This is a genomic window from Brevundimonas aurantiaca, from assembly GCF_904830995.1.
Classification (GTDB): Bacteria; Pseudomonadota; Alphaproteobacteria; order Caulobacterales; family Caulobacteraceae; genus Brevundimonas; species Brevundimonas aurantiaca.
Map to the genome: position 1 here is coordinate 34,678 of NZ_CAJGVD010000002.1, position 18,714 is coordinate 53,391.

General features: G+C 69.6%; 18 protein-coding genes. 7 read left to right on the plus strand and 11 right to left on the minus strand.

Going from position 1 to position 18,714, the window contains the following annotated elements; translation table 11 throughout:
* The first annotated feature begins 135 nt into the window (after positions 1 to 135).
* The gene (locus JMT67_RS15320; protein WP_054764864.1) at positions 136 to 378 is read left to right on the plus strand and encodes a hypothetical protein; all 243 of its coding nucleotides are present in this window, start codon (positions 136 to 138) and stop codon (positions 376 to 378) included.
* Positions 379 to 442: 64 nt separating this feature from the next.
* On the opposite strand, the gene JMT67_RS15325 is transcribed toward JMT67_RS15320, so the two are convergent.
* From JMT67_RS15325 to JMT67_RS15340, 4 genes are all read right to left on the minus strand, one after another.
* Complete coding sequence (locus JMT67_RS15325; protein ID WP_201464094.1) at positions 443 to 1,477, minus strand: endo-1,4-beta-xylanase; 1,035 nt, start codon at positions 1,475 to 1,477, stop codon at positions 443 to 445.
* A 181-nt stretch (positions 1,478 to 1,658) separates the two neighbouring features.
* Complete coding sequence (locus tag JMT67_RS15330; RefSeq protein ID WP_054764866.1) at positions 1,659 to 2,069, minus strand: flagellar export protein FliJ; 411 nt, start codon at positions 2,067 to 2,069, stop codon at positions 1,659 to 1,661.
* Positions 2,070 to 2,073: 4 nt separating this feature from the next.
* On the minus strand, positions 2,074 to 3,417 hold the full coding sequence (fliI, locus tag JMT67_RS15335; RefSeq protein ID WP_201464095.1) for a flagellar protein export ATPase FliI: 1,344 nt from the start codon (positions 3,415 to 3,417) through the stop codon (positions 2,074 to 2,076).
* 64 nt (positions 3,418 to 3,481) lie between these two features.
* Positions 3,482 to 4,384, minus strand: coding sequence for an EamA family transporter (locus tag JMT67_RS15340; RefSeq protein WP_201464096.1), 903 nt, complete (start codon positions 4,382 to 4,384; stop codon positions 3,482 to 3,484).
* A gap of 85 nt (positions 4,385 to 4,469) precedes the next feature.
* On the opposite strand from JMT67_RS15340, the gene JMT67_RS15345 reads away from it, so the two are divergent.
* Entirely contained in the window at positions 4,470 to 4,949 is a 480-nt protein-coding gene (locus tag JMT67_RS15345; protein WP_182714391.1) for an Lrp/AsnC family transcriptional regulator, read from the plus strand.
* On the opposite strand, the gene JMT67_RS15350 is transcribed toward JMT67_RS15345, so the two are convergent.
* Positions 4,946 to 6,151 (minus strand): carbohydrate porin, encoded by a 1,206-nt coding sequence (locus JMT67_RS15350; protein WP_201464098.1) that lies wholly within the window; start codon positions 6,149 to 6,151, stop codon positions 4,946 to 4,948. The two genes, JMT67_RS15345 and JMT67_RS15350, sit on opposite strands and share 4 nt — an antisense overlap.
* A gap of 153 nt (positions 6,152 to 6,304) precedes the next feature.
* Here JMT67_RS15350 and JMT67_RS16435 point away from each other — a divergent pair, with 153 nt between their 5' ends.
* Positions 6,305 to 8,242, plus strand: coding sequence for a methyl-accepting chemotaxis protein (locus JMT67_RS16435; protein ID WP_201464099.1), 1,938 nt, complete (start codon positions 6,305 to 6,307; stop codon positions 8,240 to 8,242).
* A gap of 890 nt (positions 8,243 to 9,132) precedes the next feature.
* On the opposite strand, the gene JMT67_RS15360 is transcribed toward JMT67_RS16435, so the two are convergent.
* On the minus strand, positions 9,133 to 9,894 hold the full coding sequence (locus JMT67_RS15360; RefSeq protein ID WP_201464191.1) for an alpha/beta hydrolase family protein: 762 nt from the start codon (positions 9,892 to 9,894) through the stop codon (positions 9,133 to 9,135).
* A 223-nt stretch (positions 9,895 to 10,117) separates the two neighbouring features.
* On the opposite strand from JMT67_RS15360, the gene JMT67_RS15365 reads away from it, so the two are divergent.
* The 4 genes from JMT67_RS15365 (at position 10,118) to JMT67_RS15380 (ending at position 13,838) form a co-directional block, all read left to right on the plus strand.
* Positions 10,118 to 10,930 (plus strand): LytTR family DNA-binding domain-containing protein, encoded by an 813-nt coding sequence (locus JMT67_RS15365; protein ID WP_201464100.1) that lies wholly within the window; start codon positions 10,118 to 10,120, stop codon positions 10,928 to 10,930.
* Between the two features lie 75 nt (positions 10,931 to 11,005).
* Positions 11,006 to 11,992 carry a cysteine synthase A gene (cysK, locus tag JMT67_RS15370; protein ID WP_054764872.1) on the plus strand — a complete coding sequence of 329 codons (987 nt, stop codon included), beginning with the start codon at positions 11,006 to 11,008 and terminating at the stop codon, positions 11,990 to 11,992.
* A 47-nt stretch (positions 11,993 to 12,039) separates the two neighbouring features.
* A complete protein-coding gene (locus JMT67_RS15375; protein ID WP_152949616.1) occupies positions 12,040 to 13,260 on the plus strand; it encodes a DUF2336 domain-containing protein in 1,221 nt (406 codons plus the stop codon).
* A gap of 149 nt (positions 13,261 to 13,409) precedes the next feature.
* Entirely contained in the window at positions 13,410 to 13,838 is a 429-nt protein-coding gene (locus JMT67_RS15380; protein ID WP_054764874.1) for a MucR family transcriptional regulator, read from the plus strand.
* A gap of 111 nt (positions 13,839 to 13,949) precedes the next feature.
* Here the strand turns inward: JMT67_RS15380 and JMT67_RS15385 are convergent, their stop codons facing one another.
* The 5 genes from JMT67_RS15385 to JMT67_RS15405 are packed head-to-tail and all read right to left on the minus strand — an operon-like array spanning position 13,950 to position 18,594.
* Complete coding sequence (locus JMT67_RS15385; protein ID WP_191555217.1) at positions 13,950 to 15,068, minus strand: DUF2336 domain-containing protein; 1,119 nt, start codon at positions 15,066 to 15,068, stop codon at positions 13,950 to 13,952.
* Positions 15,065 to 15,961 carry a hypothetical protein gene (locus JMT67_RS15390; protein WP_201464101.1) on the minus strand — a complete coding sequence of 299 codons (897 nt, stop codon included), beginning with the start codon at positions 15,959 to 15,961 and terminating at the stop codon, positions 15,065 to 15,067. The genes JMT67_RS15385 and JMT67_RS15390 overlap by 4 nt, the downstream gene beginning before the upstream one ends.
* A 59-nt stretch (positions 15,962 to 16,020) precedes the next feature.
* Positions 16,021 to 16,791: an ABC transporter permease gene (locus tag JMT67_RS15395; protein ID WP_201464102.1), complete on the minus strand. Its 771-nt coding sequence runs from the start codon at positions 16,789 to 16,791 to the stop codon at positions 16,021 to 16,023.
* Entirely contained in the window at positions 16,788 to 17,558 is a 771-nt protein-coding gene (locus tag JMT67_RS15400) for an ABC transporter ATP-binding protein (protein WP_201464103.1), read from the minus strand. Before JMT67_RS15400 ends, JMT67_RS15395 begins: the two co-directional genes overlap by 4 nt.
* Entirely contained in the window at positions 17,551 to 18,594 is a 1,044-nt protein-coding gene (locus JMT67_RS15405; protein ID WP_201464104.1) for an ABC transporter substrate-binding protein, read from the minus strand. The genes JMT67_RS15400 and JMT67_RS15405 overlap by 8 nt, the downstream gene beginning before the upstream one ends.
* Between the last annotated feature and the right edge of the window lie 120 nt (positions 18,595 to 18,714).

Consider the following 18,714-nt stretch of genomic DNA (forward strand, 5'->3'; position numbering starts at 1 on the left):
GGCCGACACAGTCGGACACAAATCTCCGCCCCGCCGACACGGGCCGACACCGAACCGCCCATCGCCCGCCGGAGCCGGCGTCGAGAAACGGGTCGTCCGAAACGAACGGACGTTCTCAACACAGAGAGACTTCAGATGAAATCCTTCCGCACCTCCGCCGTCCTGGGCGCCCTGGCCGTCGTCGCCCTGAGCAGCGGCGCCGCCTTCGCCGGAACCGTCCCCGCCTCGGCCCCCGCCTCTGCCTCTGGCCGCGCCCCGGCCGCGACCGCCTCGACCGCCCATTCGACGACCTCGGCCGCCCGTCCGCAGCGTCCGGCCCGCCACAGCCGTCATCAGCGCGCCGAGACCCCGGCTCAAACGGCCAAGAAGAAGTCCTGAGACCCTGATCCGACTTCGGGCGGTCTCCCGGCCGACCGCCCGAAGCCGGTCTTTTCCCCCGACTTTAAGCGAACCCTTGGGCCAAGGCCGCCGCCATCGGCCCCGGTCGTCCCGCGCCGTCGAAGGGCAGGGGCTGGTCGCGCCCGTCGTCCTTGTCGCCCTGACGATACCAGCTGTCGGTGTCGCGCAGACCCCAGACGGTGAAGGCGAACCTCTGGGCGGCGGGCAGGGCTGTAAAGGCTTCCGCCAACTCCCGCACCCGCGCCGTCTGCAAGGCCGTGCGCTGACCTGCGCCGCGCAGGTCCAGCCGGTTCTCGGTCCGCAAGGTGCAGTCCAGCTCCGACACATGGATCGGCAGGCCGAACTGGGCCGCCTCGCGCATGAAGGTGCTGATCGCCCCCTCGGGGATGTCGATCCAAAGATGCGACTGCAGCCCCAGCCCCTGAAGCGGACACCCCGCCTTCAACAGCCGCTCGACCAGTTTCAGGAACTGGATGCCCTTGGCCGGCACGCTTTCCTGATTGTATTCGTTGAGGAACAGCACCGCGTCCGGATCGGCCGCCCGCGCCTGTTCGAAGGCGCGCAGAATATAGCCGTCGTGGCCGTATCGGGCGCTCCAGTGGCAGTCGCGCAGGCCCGAGCCGTCGTCCAGAATCGGCTCATTGACCACGTCCCAGCTGCGGACCTTGCCGCGATACCGGCCGGCCACGGCGGCGACATAGCCGTCGAAGGCCCGGTCGAAGGCCGCGCCGGACAGGCCCGCAAAGGCCTCGGCCCCTTGCGAATACCAGATCAGGGTGTGGCCGTGCAGGGCCATGCCGTTCTGGGCGGCGAAGGCGGCGATCCGGTCCGACCGGTCGAACCGGGGCCGGTCCAGCCCGTCGGCCAGGACATATTCCATCTTCATCTCCCACTCGGGCGTGAGTTGAGAGACCTGGGCGCGGGCCAGGGCGACCCAGTCGGGATCGTCGATCTGCATCGCCTTGATCGCCGCGCCGAACGGGGCGGGGGCGACGGACTTCAGCGGCGGAAGGTTCGGCGGGATCGGTTCGGCCGCGGTGCGGTCGCAGGCGGCCAGGGCCAGCGACGAGGCGATCACGGCGCGGCGGGAGAGACCAAACCCTCTCCCGCTTGCGGGAGAGGCGGCCCGGCGTTCGCGAAGCGAACCAGGGTCGGAGAGGGAAGTGCTGCTCAACAGAAGACTTCCCCCATCGTCAGGCGTGTCGCTGCGCGCCACGACCTGACACTTCCCCCGCAAGCGGGGGAAGGTCTGAGGATCCTCAGACCGCACGTTTCCGCAGGCCCAACTCGTCGAAGGCGGCGGTTTCGCGCTTGGCTATGGCGATCAGCTTGTTCAGCCGGGTGGTTTCGGCGACGTGTTCGAACTTCTTCAGCTCTTCGAAGGCGCCCGTCAGGGCGTCGCGGGCCCCGGCCTCTTCGGCGTCGATGACGCTCAGATCGCTTTCGGCGGCGGCGCGGCGGGCCTTCCAGCCGTTCAGATAGGCGGCCAGCATCATATTGGCGTCGGCGTCCAGGCGTGCGCGCTCGCGCTCCACCTCGACCTCGGCGTCCAGAACCGCCAGCCGCATCTCGGCCGTGGCCCGGCGCGCGCTGACCTCGGCCAGGCGCTTCTGGAGGGTTTCGACCTCATAGTTGGAGATGCGGATCAGGGATTGGGCCCAAGCGGTCATTTCGTCACTCTCTGATCATGCCTTGGTTCAGAATAGTCTCCAGCCGGGTAAAGGAATCGGAAAGACGGGTGACGTCGTCCTTGTCCTGGCTCAGAAACTCTTCCAGCGCGGGGTTCAGGGCGATGGCCCGGTCCACGATCGGGTCGGCGCCGGTGCGGTAGGCGCCGATCTTGATCAGCTCCTCCATATTGCCATAGGCCGACAGACACTGGCGGGCGCGCTTGTTCAGCTCGCGCTCGGGCGGGGTCTGGCAGGCGGGCATGGTCCGGCTGACGGATTTCAGCACGTCGATGGCGGGGAAACGCCCGCGCTCGGCGATCTTACGGTCCATCACGATATGGCCGTCCAGAATGCCGCGCACGGCGTCGGCGATGGGCTCGTCATGGTCGCCCCCGTCCACCAGGACGGTGAACAGGGCGGTGATGGGCGCGGCCGTCGTGCCGTCGGGCCGGATCGGCCCCGGCCCGGCGCGTTCCAAGAGCTTGGGCAGTTCGGTGAAGACGGTGGGGGTGTATCCCTTGGTCGTCGGCGGCTCGCCCGCCGCCAGGCCGATCTCGCGCTGGGCCATGGCGAAACGGGTCACCGAGTCCATCAGGCACAGGACCTCCAGGTCCTGGTCGCGCAGATATTCGGCGATGGCCATGGTCATATAGGCCGACTGGCGGCGTTTCAGGGCCGGCTCGTCACTGGTGGCGACCACGACGACGGCGCGTCTCAGCCCCTCTTCGCCCAGGGTCTCTTCGACGAACTCGCGCACTTCGCGGCCCCGTTCGCCGATCAGGCCGACCACGACCGCGTCGCAGCTGGCCTGTTTGGCCAGCATGGACAAAAGCACCGACTTGCCCACGCCCGAACCGGCGAAAATGCCCAGCCGCTGGCCCCGGCAGGTGGTGGTGAAGACGTCCATGGCCCTGACCCCCAGGTCCAGCCGCTCGCCCACCCGGCCGCGCGAATGGGCCGGGGGCGGGGGCGCGCGCAGGGGATAGGGCGCCGGTCCCTGGGGCAGGGGGCCCAGGCCGTCGATCGGATTGCCGAAGGCGTCGATGATCCGCCCCAGCCAGGCGGTGGTCGGGCGCACGCTGGCCGCCTGATCGACGATGCGGATCTCGGCGCCGGGCGCCACCCCCTCGACCGGGCCGAACGGCATCAACAGGGCCTTGGCGTCGCGGAACCCCACCACCTCGGCCGGCAGGGGCTCCAGCCCGCGCCGCCCGATCTCGGCCCGCGCCCCCACCGCCAGCCGCGACAGCCCGCCTCGCGACTCGATCAGCAGGCCCGACACCCCCGCGACCTTGCCGGTGACGACCAGGGGGTCGATCGCTTCGACGGCGGCGACGAGATTATGCAAGACGAACCCCAGAAACAGGCGTTAACCGTTTGCGCCATCATGGTTAACGGGGGGTGAAGGGGGGCTAAACCGGATCTCCTGCGACCGGCGTCTCCCGCGTCGTCGCGATGGCCCCGACCGAGGCGATGACGATGGCGGCGACGGCGATCCATTGCCGGCTGGTCAGATGTTCGTGCAGGACGATCAGGCCGGCCAGGGCGCCGATGGCGGGTTCGGCGCTGAGCACCACGCCGAAGGTGCGTTTGGGAATGCCGCGCAGGGCCACCATCTCCAGCGAATAGGGCAGGGCGCTGGAGAAGATCGCCACGGCCAGGCCGGCGACGACGATGGGCGGGTTGAACAGGGCCGCCCCGGCGTGGGCGAGGCCGAAGGGGACGACCACCATCGCCGCCACGCTCATGCCCAGGGCCACCGACTGGCCCGGATGCAGATGGGTCAGCCGCTTGCCGAAGATGATGTACAGCGCCCAGCACAGGCCCGCGAAGGCGGCCAGGGCCACGCCGACCGGGTCCAGCGATCCTGTCCCGCCCTTCAGCGGCAGCAGCAGGCCCAGGCCCAGCACCGCAAAGCCGACGCAGACGAAATGGATCGGCCGGCGCGAATGGATCAGGGCCAGGCTGAGCGGCCCGATGAATTCGATGGCGATGGCCACGCCCAGCGGAATGGTGCGCAGCGCCATGTAGAAGCTCAGATTCATCGCCCCCAGGACGGCGCCGTACAGGACGACGGCCTTCAGATCGGCCCGGGTCAGGGCGAACCGCCAGGGCCGGAACACCAGAACCAGCAGCAGGGCCGAGATCCCGACGCGATAGGCGGTGGCCCCCTGCGCCCCGATCACCGGAAACAGGCTCTTGGCGAAGGATGTGCCCCCCGCCAGGATCATCATCCCCGCGAACAGGGCGGCGTAGGGGATCAGCCGCGCGATCAGCGGGGACTGCAGGCTCGGGCTCAGGCTGGGCGCGGTCATGGGACGAGAGATAGCCCAAAGTCGCTTGCGTATCTCGCCGATTTCCGGCCTCCTTGCGCCGAAAAGCGGCGTTAAAGAGCATGATATGACGGATTTCGTCACCCTGGACGAGTTTGACCGGCGGCTGCTGGCGCGGGCGCGGCGCGACAATCAGGAGCCGGCGCGGGTCACGGCCCAGGCGGTGGGCCTGTCGGAATCGGCGGTGCTGCGGCGGATGCGGCGCCTCCGGGCCGAAGGGGTCATCGTCGCCGACGTCGCCCTGGTCGATCCGGCCCGGATCAAGCCGCGCATCGTCCTGCATGTGCTGGTCGAGATGAACACTCAGGATCGCAAGGTCATGACCGCCTTCCAGCAGGCCATGAGGGCCAGTCCCGAGGTCCAGGGCGCCTGGGACGTGACGGGCGAGACCGACTATCTGCTGACCGTGGCCGTCCCGACCATGGCCGATTACGAAGCCTTCGGCATCCGCGAACTGGTCCCGGAAAAGGGGGTCCGCAGCTATCGCAGCATGATCGTGATCCGCGAGGTGGTCGGCTTCGACCCCGCCCGCGCCGTGGTGGATTAATAGAGGGCGGTCGTGACCCGCAGCGCGACCACCACCACCGTGTCGGCGTCGCGCAGACCCCCGGCGTAGCGGATCAGCTGGACGTCCGGCTGGAGGGTGAAACGGCCGATCCGGTCGGCGTAGGTCAGTTCCAGCCCCTCTTCGTAATGGGCGGGGTCGTCGCCGGCGTCGGCGATGTTGGCGCGGCCCTTGTCGGACAGCCAGCCCTGATGGACGCCCAGGGAGACCTGGCTGTCGGGGCGGCCCGCCCAGACCTGGCTGACCAGGACGCCGGCCTGCCAGCCGCCTTCGAAATCGGTGGTGTCCCCGTCCGAGGCGCCGATCCGGCCGAACAGATCGACTTGGGGCCCGTCCGGGTTCGCCGTCCCATAGACCCGCCCCTCGGCCAGGGCGTAGGCGCCGCGCGCCAGGCTCTGGGCCGGTTCGCCGTCGGGCGTCAGGTCGCGGATGTCGTCCTGATGCTGGTCATAGCGCCAGACGCCGACGGCGTAGCGGCCCGCCCCGTTGACGCGGCCCCCGACCTCGACGATGCCCAGGACGCCGTGATCCAGGGTGGTGGCCACCCCGCCCCGGTCGCCGATGGTGCGGGCGTCGGCGTTCACCACCGCGCCTTGAGCGTAAAAGGTCTCGACGTCCCCGATCCGCAGCCGCGCCGCCAGGGAGGTGGAGGGGAAGATGGCCGGGCCGTTCGGACCGGTGGAGGCCAGTTCCGAGCCGATGCCGAACGGCGGCGCCAGCAGCAGGCCCGAGGCCTCGGTGGCGTAGAATTCGCTGTTCAGGTCATACAGGCCGCCCAACAGACTGCCCCAGCCCAGGTCCTGTTCGATCCAGGCTTCGTACAGCCGCGCGCCCTGGGCGGCGACCTCGATATTGTCGACCCCTTGCAGGGTTCCGGCCAGGGCGTTGGGCTCGCCCCCGCCGTTGTAAAGGCCCGACAGATGCAGCCGCGCGCCGCGCCAGCCCCAGGCCCGTTCCAGATCCCCGTCCAGGCTGACGCTCAGATTGTCCAGATAGCGGCCCGCCCGCGCGGCCCCGCCCGAGACGACGCCCGTGACGTCGGCGGCGGACTCGGCCGCGAAGGCCCAGGTCGGTTCGATCTCCGTCTCGGCCTGGGCCAGGGCGAAGGTCGGCGCCGCGACGGCGGCCAGACCGGCCAGGGCCGCCAGACGGCGGAGAAGGGAGCGGGGCTTAGCATTCTGCATGGCCGGAAGTCCGTGATGTTGACCCTCCAGCCTAGCTTCGGAAGGTGAACACGGACCTTCGCATTACATTGGGGGCAAGCCGTATCGGACCGGCAACGGCGCGTTAACCCAAACTCCCGTAACCCCGTTCGGAATTGTGTGGGAGCGCGCGCGATGAACTGGACGATCGGCAAGAAGGTGACGGCGACCGGGATCGCGGTCCTGGTCCTCTCCGTCGGCACCGCCGGCCTGGGGTTGAAGATGAACGCCGACCTGGGCGACGCCCTGGACCGGGCGACGGTCTCGGCCTCGATCCTGCGCAACCATATGCAGGCCGACATGATGCACGACGCCCTGCGCTCCGACGTCTTCGGGGCGCTGCTGTCGTCGGACCCGGCCAACGGCGTCGATCCCGCCGAGATGAAGGCCGGGTTGAAGGAGCACCGCGAGACGTTCGAGGCCGCCGTCGCCGAAAACACGCAGCTGGCCACCGATCCCGAGCTGAAGGCCGCGCTTCTGGAGGTGGAGGCGCCGCTTCGCACCTATGTCCAGGCTGCGGGCCAGATGGTCGATCTGGCTGAAGCCGATCCCGCCGCCGCCCAGCGGCGCATGGGCGAGTTCCAGGAACAGTTCGGCGTGCTGGAAACCGCCATGGGCGCCGCCGCCGAGAAGATCGAGGCCGAGGCCCAGTCCGACGCCGCCGCCGCCGAGGCGACGGCCGCCGTCAGCCGCATCGTCATGATCGCGGCCGTCATCGCCGCCATGCTGATCAGCGCCGGCCTGATCCTGGCGGGGGTGCGCGGCATGGTGGCGCCGATCCGCCGCCTGACCGACGATCTGCGCGCCCTGGCCCAGGGCCGGACCGAGGTCAAACTGGGCGAGGCCGCCCGCAAGGACGAGATCGGCGACATCGCCCGCGCCGTGGTCAACATCCAGGCCCTGATCGCCGCCCGCGTCCGGGCCGAGGCCGATCAGGCCGAACAACTGCGGCTGAAGGACGAAGAGGGCCGCCGCGCCGAGGAGGCGACGCGCGAGGCGACCGCCCGCGAACAGGCCGCCATCGTCGCCGGCCTGGGCCATGGGCTGGAGGCCCTGGCGCGCGCCGACCTGACCTATCGCATCGTCGATCCCTTCCCGGCCGCCTATGAACGGCTGCGCACCGACTTCAACGGGGCGGTGGACGGGCTGCAACAGGCCATCGCCACCATCGCCGCCAATACGGGCGCCATCAATGCGGGCGCCGCCGAAATCGCCAAGGCCGCCGACGACCTGTCGCGCCGCACCGAACAGCAGGCCGCCAGCCTGGAGGAGACCGCCGCCGCCCTGGATCAGGTCACGGCCACGGTGCGCGCCACCGCCTCAGGCGCGGTCCAGGCCGCCGGCGCCGTTCAGGCCGCCCGCGACGACGCCGACAAGAGCGGTTCGGTGGTGCGCGACGCCGTCGCCGCTATGGGCGAGATCGAACGCTCGTCCAGCCAGATCAGCCAGATCATCGGCGTCATCGACGAGATCGCCTTCCAGACCAATCTCCTGGCCCTGAACGCCGGGGTCGAGGCGGCGCGGGCCGGCGAAAGCGGCCGCGGCTTCGCCGTGGTGGCCTCCGAGGTGCGCGCCCTGGCCGAACGCTCGGCCGACGCCGCCAAGGAGATCAAGGGGCTGATCACCCAATCGACCGCCCAGGTCGGATCGGGCGTCAAACTGGTGACCGAGACCGGCGCAGCCCTGGACCGGATCGTGGCCCATGTCGCCCAGATCGAAAGCCTGGTGATCGACATCTCCGCCTCGGCCGCCGAACAGGCCACCGGCCTGGCCGAGGTCAATACGGCCGTCAATCAGATGGACCAGATGACCCAGCAGAACGCCGCCATGGTCGAACAGTCCACCGCCGCCAGCCACGCCCTGTCCCAGGAGGCCGACGGCCTGCACGCCGCCGTCGCCCGCTTCAAGGTCGGCGCCGCCGCCCCGCCGCCGCCCGCAGTTCCACCCCGACGCCCGTCGCGGTCACGCCCCGCCGTCCCCTCGGCCGCCGTCACGGCCTTGAAGAGCGTCGGCCGCGGCGGCGCCCCCGCCCCCTCCGCCGCCCCGGACGAGGACGGCTGGGAGGCGTTCTGAGGCGACTCGGTCCTTCCATCGACGCGGGTCGCTCCCGCTCCACCCTATCGACGACCGTCTGCTTATCCGTCCGTCAGAGATCCGAGCCGACCACAATCGTCTCTCAGCCGCCAAGCCGTCGCGAGATCGCCGGGGCGGCTCCCCCATCACCGCATGGGAGCGATTTCGCTTGCTGCGCTAACGACTGAGGCTGAAAAGTGGCAATCATGCGATACCTCGACGTCTTTAACATTACGCCGGCGTAATTTTTGATGCATTGAAGCCGACCTTGTCATAGCGTTCGAGCAGCACCTGAGCCTGCATGTGGAGGTCCGAGCATTCATTCCTGAGCGGGTGAGCGTCTTGAGAGATGGGGACGCAAATATGGGCTCCACAGGCGGTGTTTCGGCCAACCAGAACTACGGCGTGATCAGCAGCTAACAGTCGTCGCGCCAAGTACGGTTTCGATATGAAGTTCCAGTTGCCGGCCGTGCAGAGTATGTATATACATTAATAATGTAAGTTTATAGTAAAAATTTGTACAACTGGCATTCAGCGAGGTCGATATGAAGAAAAGTTTGCTATTTGTGACAGCTCTTTGCTCAGTTTTCGCCTTTATCGGCGGTGATGACGGGTTCAATATTGTTAGCGAATCGTTCGTGGGTGTTCAGCAAAGCCCGTGGGACGGTAGCTACCCGCCCGAATGGGACGATTACTATACTTGTTTACGAAGAAATGCTAGGTTTTGCGAAATTTCCGCTGGTCCTCGTGGTTCCGATGCGTGGGTTGAATGTGTAGAAGAACGGAACTCGCGATGCGTTTCACCTTTTTGAGCATAATCTAAGTTGTCTTAAAGATTGTCTATAGGACTTCTATGGCTGCGGACTTCACGGTCCGCAGCCATTTTTATCTCAGCGCCCGACGCCCGGCGCCGTCAGGGTGCGGCGGAAGAAGGCGATCAGGTCGCGGTTGAAGGTCTGCTGGAAGGCGGCGCGGTCGAAGCCGGGGGTGGGGGCGCAGATGGCCGGCGCCAGTTCGGCCAGGCGCGCCGAACAGGGCGGCAAGAAGTCGAAATGGCCGGCGCCGGGGATCGACCGGTATTCCGGCGGACGGGGCAGGGCGTCGCGCACCGGTTCGGCGTAGAAGGGGCTGGGCAGGACCCGGTCGTTTTCGCCCCGCCACAGCTGGACCGGCTGGGCGACCCCCGACAGGCCCTGGCGGGTGAAGGCGAAGCCCAGGGCGGGGGCGGCGGCGGCCACGGCCTTGATCCGTCGGTCATGCACCCAGGTCTGATCCGTCTTCGGCGCGCCACGGGCGGCGATCAGGCCGCAGTCGTAGAAGGCCGGGTGGGCGCGGCAGTGGTCGCCGATCCGGCCCAGGTCGGGCTCGCCGCCCGCTGCGGTCAGGACGGCGAAGCCGCCTGCGGAAAAGCCGAAGGCGCCGATGCGGTCGGCGTCGATCGCCGTCCGGCCGGTCCAGTCGCTCAGCAGATAGTCGATCAGGACGCGAAGCTGGCGCGGGCGCTGGGCCACGTCGGTCGCCCGGCTCTGGTCGCGCCAGTTGTCGCCCGTATGGGTCAGGGCGGCGACGACGAAGCCCGCCTGGGCCAGGGCGCGGGCCGTCGCCTCATGGCTGCGGAAATCGCCGCCGTTGCCGTGGGAAATGACGATCAGGGGGCGTCGGCTGGACCTGAAGGGTCAGGGCGGCGGTCAGGAGGGCGGCGGTCAGGAGCATGTCGGAGCCTCGTTTGCGGCGGTTGCGGTCCGCCTTCTGACCGGGGGCGAGGGCGGTCCGCATCCGGCTTTGCGCCAATGGGCGAACGGGTTCGCCGCCGGGCGAACGGGCGCAGGCGGTCGGCCGATTCCGCAAAGGCCGTTCCGGCGCTAGAACAGGCGGATGAAGATCGGGGATTCGCGAACGGACGTCTGGCGGGCGGCGCGGCTGGGGCTGGGCGTCGCCACGGCCCTGGGCGTGCTGCTGGGCCTGATCGGCCCGTTCGGCTCCTATATGAACGGACCGGCGACGGTGCGGATCGTCTATTGGACGGCCAGCCTGTGGGCGGGCTGGCTTCTGTCCCTGGCCCTGCCCCTGACCGCGCGCTGGGCGTTCAGGCGAGGTCTGTCGCCTTGGCTGTGGGCGCCGCTGGCGGTCGCCGGCCTGGCGGCGCCGATGACCCTGATCAGCCGGGGACTGGCGCGCCTCGTCTGGGGCCGCACCTTCGAGGTCGGGCTGTTGGAATGGTATGGGCAAAGCCTGATCGTCGGGGCCGTGGCGACGGGCGCGATCCTGTGGCTGCTGGCCCGGCGGCCGATCCGAGACCAGGAGGTCCGGCGGGAGTCCGGCCCGGCGCCCGCCTCGACCGATCCCCGCGACCGCCTGCCCGCCCGCCTGGGGCGCGAGGTTCTGTGCCTGCAGATGGAGGACCATTATGTCCGCCTCCACACCCTGCTGGGTTCGGAACTGGTGCTGATGTCCCTGTCCCAGGCCATGGCAGGCCTGGCGGATCTGGACGGGCGTCAGACCCACCGCTCCTGGTGGGTGGCGACGGCCGCCGTGGTCGGGGTGGTGGAGGACGGCCGCAACCTTGTCCTGAAGCTGAAGGGCGGGCTGACCGCCCCGGTCTCTCGCGCCCGCGTCGCCCCCTTGCGGGCCGAGGGCTGGCTGGCGGCGCCGGAACTGAGCGCGGGCAAGAGAAATCATCGCCTCTGACCCCTTGCGGATCGGACGCGCCGTCTATCTGTTACGCATCCTGAACGACCCGTCCCCTACCCCGGAGCCCGCCCCATGTCCGACTTCCACTATGATGCGTCCCGTCACGTGAAGAAGGGCCGGGGCAAGGTCTATGACACCATCGTCGACACCATCGGCGACACCCCCCTGGTGCGGCTGCCGCGCCTGTCGGCCGAGCTGGCGCCGGTCGAAGGGGCGACGGTCCTGGCCAAGCTGGAGTTCTTCAACCCGATCGCGTCTGTGAAGGACCGGATCGGCGTGGCCATGGTCGAGGCGCTGGAGGCGGCGGGCAAGATCACGCCCGAGACCGTCCTGATCGAACCGACCAGCGGCAACACCGGCATCGCCCTGGCCTTCGTCGCCGCCGCCAAGGGGCTGAAGCTGATCCTGTGCATGCCCGAGAGCATGTCGATCGAACGGCGCAAGATGCTGGCCCTGCTGGGCGCCCAGCTGGAGCTGACCCCGGCTGAAAAAGGGATGAAGGGCGCCATCGCCCGGGCCGAGGAGCTGCTGGCCTCCACGCCCGGCGCCGTCAGCCCGTCCCAGTTCGAAAACCTGGCCAATCCGGCCATCCACCGCGCCACAACGGCCGAGGAGATCTGGAACGACACCGACGGGGCGGTGGATGTGGTGGTCGCCGGCGTCGGCACCGGCGGCACCATTTCGGGCGTGGGCCAGGCCCTGAAGGCCAAGAAGCCCTCGATCCGCATGATCGCGGTCGAGCCCGAGGCCTCGCCCGTCCTGTCCGGCGGCGCGCCGGGCCCGCACAAGATCCAGGGCATCGGCGCCGGCTTCGTCCCGGCCATCTATGATCCGTCGGTGGTGGACGGGGTGGAGCAGGTGTCGAACGACGAGGCCTTCGACATGGCCCGCAAGGCGGCCCGGCTGGAGGGAATTCCGGTCGGCATCAGCTCGGGCGCGGCCCTGGTCGCCGCCTTCCGTCTGGCGGCCCGGCCCGAGAGCGCGGGCCAGACCATCGTGGTGGTCATCCCCTCCTTCGCCGAACGCTATCTGTCGACCGCCCTGTTCGAAGGCCTGTGAGGATCGGCGATACTTCGGCTTAACCCGCCAGGTTTTAGGGTGGCGCCATGAGCCAGCCGCCAACCTTGATCGAGGAAGAGGAGGCCGGGCCGCCGCCGTTGAGGGCGCGCCGGGCCCTGCTGAAACGGCTGGCCGACGTGGTCTCCCTGCCCGCCAGCCGGATCAACGCCTTCGAACGGTCGGTGGTCGGGGACCTGCTGGTCGACATGCTGCGCCTCGCCTCGCCGGAGGAGCGTCGCCGGGTGGCGGGGCGGCTGGCCGCCCTGGCCGAACTGCCCGACGCCCTGGCCCGGCTGCTGCTGCGCGACGAGATCGAGATCGCCCAGGTGCTGATCGAACAGTGCGCCGCCCTCAGCGACGCCGACCTCGTCGCCTGCGCCCGCGACGCGGGTTCCGAGCACCGGCGCGTCATGGCCGCGCGGCGCGGCCTGTCGGAGATCGTCTGCGAGACCCTGGTCGGTTTCGGCGAGCCGGAGGTGATCGAGACCTTGCTGCGCAACTCGACCGCCCGCCTGTCCCAGGCCGGGATCGAGACGGTGGTGGCCCTCAGCCGGACCCACCCGGGCCTGTGCGGCGGCCTGCTGAAACGGCCGGAGCTGCGGCCGTCGGGGGCCTATGTGATGTTCTGGTGGTGCGGCGCCGATGATCGGCGCACCATCCTCCAGCGCTTCGGCGTCTCGCGCGACGTCATGCAGGAGGTCGCTGAGGACGTCTTTCCCATGGCGGCGAGCGAGGGCTGGGCCGATCCGGTCGCGCGCAAGGCCCTGCAATTCATCGAACGGCGCCAGCGCAACCGCGCCGCTATCGAAAAGAGCCCCTTCGACAGTCTGGAACAGGCGGTCGCCACGGCCGCCCGCGACGGCCTGTCGCGCGAGATCGCCAGTGAAATCGCCTATCTGTCCGGGATCAAACCCCTGACGGGGGCCAAGATCCTGGGCGACGCGGGGGGCGAACCCCTGGCCATATTGTGTAAGGCGACCGGTCTGTCCAAGACCGACGTCCACAACTTGTGGAGATCCATGCGTCGCCCCGAGGTTCAGCCTGACGGCTCGGTTCATCCCGACTGGGAGAGGGTTCAGATCACCTATGACCTGCTGGCGGTTGATCGGGCCCAGACGGTATTGCGTTACTGGAACTGGTCGCTGTCATCGGCCCTGACACCGGCGCTGTTGCAGGCTATTCGCGCCGGGGATGATGAACAGGTGGATGAATATTCAGCCCCGGAACGAGCGGCGATGCTGGCCTTGGCCGAAGACTTCGGCCGCTGATCCCTGTCAGCTTTCCGCGAAGCTTTTCCGCCGAAAATCGGCGTTTCCTTCTGCGATTGCTTTTGCCGACCAATAACTCTATGAGACTGGTGTGAAAACGCGGCTGGCGTTTCAGTCGAGTTGAATAGAATCAGAAAGCGACGCAAGGCATGGAAGAAAAGCCCGAACTGCTCGAGATGACCGCCGACATCGTATCGGCCTATGTCGGCAACAACACCGTCACGGCTGAGGCCCTTCCGGCGTTGATCGCTAATATTCACGCCGCCTTGTCGGGTGTTTCGAGCGGTCCGGTCGAGGCCGAGCCGGAACCCAAGGAACCGGCGGTGCCGATTCGCAAGTCGATCAACCCCGATTTCCTGATCTGCCTGGAAGACGGCCGCAAGTTCAAGTCGCTGAAGCGCCATCTGCGCACCAAATACGACATGAGCCCGGAAGAATACCGCGCCAAGTGGAACCTGCCGAAGGATTATCCCATGGTCGCGCCGAACTACGCCAAGGCGCGTTCCGAACTGGCCAAGCAGATGGGCCTGGGCCAGGGCGGCCGTAAGCCGGCCCGCGCGCCGCGCGCCAAGAAGTAAGCCCGGACTGATCGGTATAGAACGCCCGCCTCCTTCCAGAGGCGGGCGTTTTTGTTTGGACGAGGCGCATCTCTCCCTCCCGGCAGGGAAAGGGAGAGCGACCTGTCGGAATCAGGCCGCCTGGGCGACGCGGCGCATGCGCCAGAAGCGCAGGGTGCGCCCGGCGGCCTCCGTGGTCAGTTCGCCGTACATCCGGCCATAGGCGGCGGCCTTGCCCATCGGGTTGGAATCCGCGCCCAGCAGCGACACCGCATAGGTCAGGAAGATGGCCCGGTCGATGTCGGCCGCCTTGCAGACCACGGCCAGGGCGTCCAGGTCGCGGCGATCGACGATGCCGCGCGCGGTGTGGAAGTCGATGTCGGCCAGGCGCGACAGGGCGACCAGGAAAGGGGTCCGGCCCTTGGACCGCAGGAAACGGATCAGCACCTGGGGCGTCAGCTGGCCGGCTGCATGCAGTTCTTCGACATAGGCCTGGCTCTCGGCGTAGTCGGGGGGCAGGGCGCCGTCGCTGGTGGCGACGCGGGTGCGCCCGGCCGCCAGGGCCGCCTCCAGCAGGGCCGGGTCCAGGCTGGCGTTCTGTTCTAGGATCTGGTGGCGCAGCCGGGCCTCCACGACGAAATACATGTCGTTCAGCAGGTCGATCGGCAGGCCCTTGCGCTCCACCGCCGGGGCGTGAAGCGCGGGGTTGACCTTGGCCCGCTCGACCGCGGTCTCTGAGGCGGCGCGCGACAGCCGGGCGCCGTCGTTGCGCAACAGGGTTCCCAGGGTGTGGTCGTCGCCGCGCGCCACGATGATGTCGGACACCGCCTCGGGCACCTCGACCCGGCCGGAGACGGCGCGCATATGGTCCTGGCCGTGTTTGGAGACCACGCCGATCAGATCGGCGTCGGTCAGAACGGTGGAGCCGCGCAGCACCGGCTCGGCCACCTCGATCGCATCATGGGCCAGCCGTTTGATCAGGCTGTGGGGCGCATCGGGCGCGACGGCGAACCGCGCGGCCAGCTCGGCCCGAACCGCGACCTCCATGTCTTCGCACAGGGTTTCCAGCACGGCGCCGTAGAGGTCGGTCTCGGCCGCGCTATGCTCGACGTCGCCGAAGAACTGGTCGGTCAGTTCGCGCAGCAGCAGGCGGCGCTTCTCGCTGGACGCCTCTTCCGCAAGGGCGATCAGCTGGGGCAGGCGCGAGGCCTTGATCGCCTCGGCGTCTTCGGGGGGCAGGGCTTCGCTCATGAGCGTTCGTCCACGGCGTCGGACCCGCCGACCGACGGCGGGGCGGCCCGCACCGAGCCGTCGCGATTGCGGATCAGGGCCGGCGGGCCGTCGGGCTGAGCCAGGTCCGCCGAGGACGGCGTCTGGCTCATCTCGACCGGCAGGGCGTCCAGATAGACCGGTTGCGCCTGGGGGATGGGGTCGGGACGATGACCCGCTTGGCGATGGACGGAATAGAAGCGAGCCCCCTGAGGAGCGGCCGAGGGGACAGAGGCGAGCGGCGACGCCTCGGCCTGAACGGCGGCCGTCTGAACCGGCGGCGTCGCGGCCGGGGCGGCGGCCGCCATGCCTGTCTGCGTCAGGCGGAAGATCGGGGCGTCGCGGCGAGGCGCCATGGGATCGCCCAGGGCGTCGGCCTGGGGCGTTGGTTGGGGCGCCGGTTGGGGCGCGTTCTGGGGGGCCGGCGCGGTCCGGTCCGCAGCGGCCTGGACGACTGGGGCCTGGACGACTGGGGCCCGGACGATTGGGGCTTGAACAGGTTCCGGCTGCGCAGAAGCGACTTGAACAGGAGCGGGCTGGGGCGTCGTCGCCTCATAGGGGCGGGGCTGCGACACCGGCTGGGACGCGACGGCGGGCGAGAGCCAGTCGCTGGCGGGGGTCAGGCCCCGCCGGGCAGCGACGGCCGTGGAGGCTGGGGCGTCCAGCCGGGCCAGGGGAAGCGCGGCAAGAGTCGCGCGCGGAGCGGTCGTCTGAGCGGACGAGGCGCGGGCGTCGGGGCCGCGGGCGACCGGCGGCTTGCCGGGCCAGGACAGATAGCGCAGCCCCTCGGAGGTCGTGGCGACCTGGGCCGCAGCCGCGCCCGCGCCCATAAGGGCCGCGAACAGGACGCTGGACAGGAGCAGGACAGGGCGCAAGAGACGGCCTCGGGCGAATGACATCGGGCAAGCCTAGGCGGCCATCGCTTAATCCGCCGCTAACGGCGGACCCGGATTCGCGCCGTCACGATTCGCTCGACCAATCCCACGGCCGCGTTCAGCGCCAGGCCCAGCAGGGTCAGGCACAGAACCCCGGCCAGCATTTCGGCGGTTCTCAGCCGGTTTCCCGCCTCCAGTAGCCGCCAAGCCAAGCCTTGCGTCGCGCCCGAGCCCGAGACGAACTCGGCCACCACGGCGCCGATGACGGCGAGGCCCGCCGCGACCCGCAAACCTTCCAGCGCAAAGGGCAGGGCCGAGGGCAGGCGCAGCCGCCACAGCCGCTGCAGGGGCGTGGCGCCATAGAGGTCGAACAGCCGCTCCAGATCCGGATCGGCCGACTTCAGCCCCGTCAGGACGCCCGAGAACAGGGGAAAGAAGGCGACCAGGGCGGCCAGGGCGACCACCGCCCGGTCGGCGTGGTCCAGCCCGGCCCAGATCAGGACCAGGGGGGCGACGGCCACCACCGGCGTGACCTGAAGCGCCACCGCCAGGGGCCGCACCGCCCGCTCGGCCGAGGCGTGCAGCGACACCATAAGCGCCAGGCCGCCCCCGACCAGGCCCGCGACGATCAGGGCCTGGACCGCCATGACGAAGGTGATCCAGGCGGAGGCGGCCAGACGCGGCCCCGCCTCGATCAGGGCGGCGGCCACGGCGCTGGGCGGCGGCAGGAAATAGGGCGGCAGGTCCAGAAGGCGGCAGGCCCCCTCCCAGGCCGCCAGCAGGACGGCGCCCAGCAGCAGGGGCGGGATCAGCTCAACCGACCGCCTCACGCCGCAGTCTCCGCCGTCTGAGACGTCATCGCCGCCTCCAGGGCCTCGGCCGTCGTCTCCACGGCCTGACGATAGGCGGGATCGGCGCGCCAGCGGGCCGGGCGCGGCGGGGCGCCCGGCGTGGGCAGATCGGCGACGGGCCGGCCGGTCGCCGCCTCCAGCACCACGATCCGCTGCGCCAGATAGACGGCCTCCTCGACGTCATGGGTGACGAAGACGACGGCGGGGCGGGGGTCGGCCGCAGCCCACAGGGCGTGCAGATCCTCGATCAGACGGCGGCGGGTGACGCTGTCCAGGGCGGCGAAGGGCTCGTCCAGCAGCAGAAGCTCGGGCCCCGTCACCAGGGCGCGGGCCAGGGCGACGCGCATGGCCATGCCGCCCGACAGTTCCGACGGCCGGGCGTCCAGCCGGTCGCCCAGACCGACGGCGCCCAGGGCGGCGGCCGCCCGTCCGCGCGCCTCAGCGCGGGGTCGTCCCGCCAGCTCCAGCGGCAGGGCGACATTGGCCTGGGCGTCGGCCCAGGGCGTCAGGGTCGGACTCTGGAAGACGAAGCCGGTGCGGCCCGGTCCGACGGCGCGCGTGACGGTTCCGGCGCTGGGCGACTGGAGCCCGGCCAGCAGGCGCAAGGTCGTGGACTTGCCCGCGCCCGAGGCGCCGACCAGGGCGACGATCTCGCCCCGCGCCACGGTCAGGTCCAGCGGCCCCAGCGGCGCGCGCCCGGCCAGATCGACCGTCGCCCCGTGCAGGGCGGCGATGGGCTCAGCCACGGCCCGGCAGATAGTTGTCGGTGAAGGCCTCGCGCCAGTTCAGGCCGGGATCGAAGACGCCCGCCTGGCTGGTCACGTCGAAGAAGGCCTGCCAGCGGTCGGCCGTCATGGCCCCCAGGCCGTAGAGGGCCGCGTCGCCCCCGTCGACGATGGCGTTGTCGCGCAGCTTCTGCCGGGCCTGGTCCAGGATGGCCTGGGTCATCTCCGGATTGTCCCGGCGGATCAGGGCGTCGCCCGGCGCCGGGTCGCCCCGCAGATAGTCGCGCCACCCTTCCGCCGAGGCGGCGATGAAGCTGCGCAGGGCCGTTGCATTGTCTCGCGCAAAGGCATTGGGGGCCAGGACCATGGCGGCGTAGGAGGGATAGCCCTCGTCGGCCAGAAGGAAGACCTTGGGCTCGAAGCCCGCCTCCTGTTCGATGGTGTAGGGTTCGCTGGTCAGATAGCCCTGCTGCACCGCCCGTTCGTCGGCCAAGAAGGGCGCCAGGTTGAAGGTGTATTTGCGCACCTGATCGTCGGTGAAGCCGTATTTGGCCTTCAGCCAGACCCAGAAGGCGTTGATCGAGGCGTCGGCCAGCAGGAAGGGCCGGCCCTTCAGATCGGCGATGGTCTCCAGCGCCGGATCGGGGTGGGCGATCAGGACCTGGGGGTCCTTCTGGAAGAAGGCGGCGACGGCCTTAACGGGCGCCCCGGCCGCGACCAGATTCATCGGGATGAAGCTGTTGGACCCCATGCCCAGTTCGACGGCGCCGGAGGCCAGCAGTTGCGGCACGTTCACGCCCGGTCCGCCCTGGACGATCTGGACGTTCAGCCCGCGCTTCTCATAGGCGCCGGTCGCCAGGGCCTGATAGAAGCCGCCCTGTTCGGCCTGGGCGCGCCAGTCGGTGGCGAAGCGCAGCCGCACCCGGCCCTGTTCGTCCACCGGCGCCTCGGACCGGCCGCAGCCCCTCAGGCCCAGGGCCGCCCCCGCGACCACGGCCGCCCCGCCCGCGAGCAGGGCGCGGCGACGGCTCAGCAGGCGATTCCCACGCTGGATCATGGCCCTGCTTTACGAGGGGAAGGCGGCCTTGGGAAGGCGGGGGAGCGATGAAGCCGTATCCGACGGCGGCGACCGCGCAGCGTCCCAATTGAGCGAGGGGACGAAGCGTGCGGGGGAGCC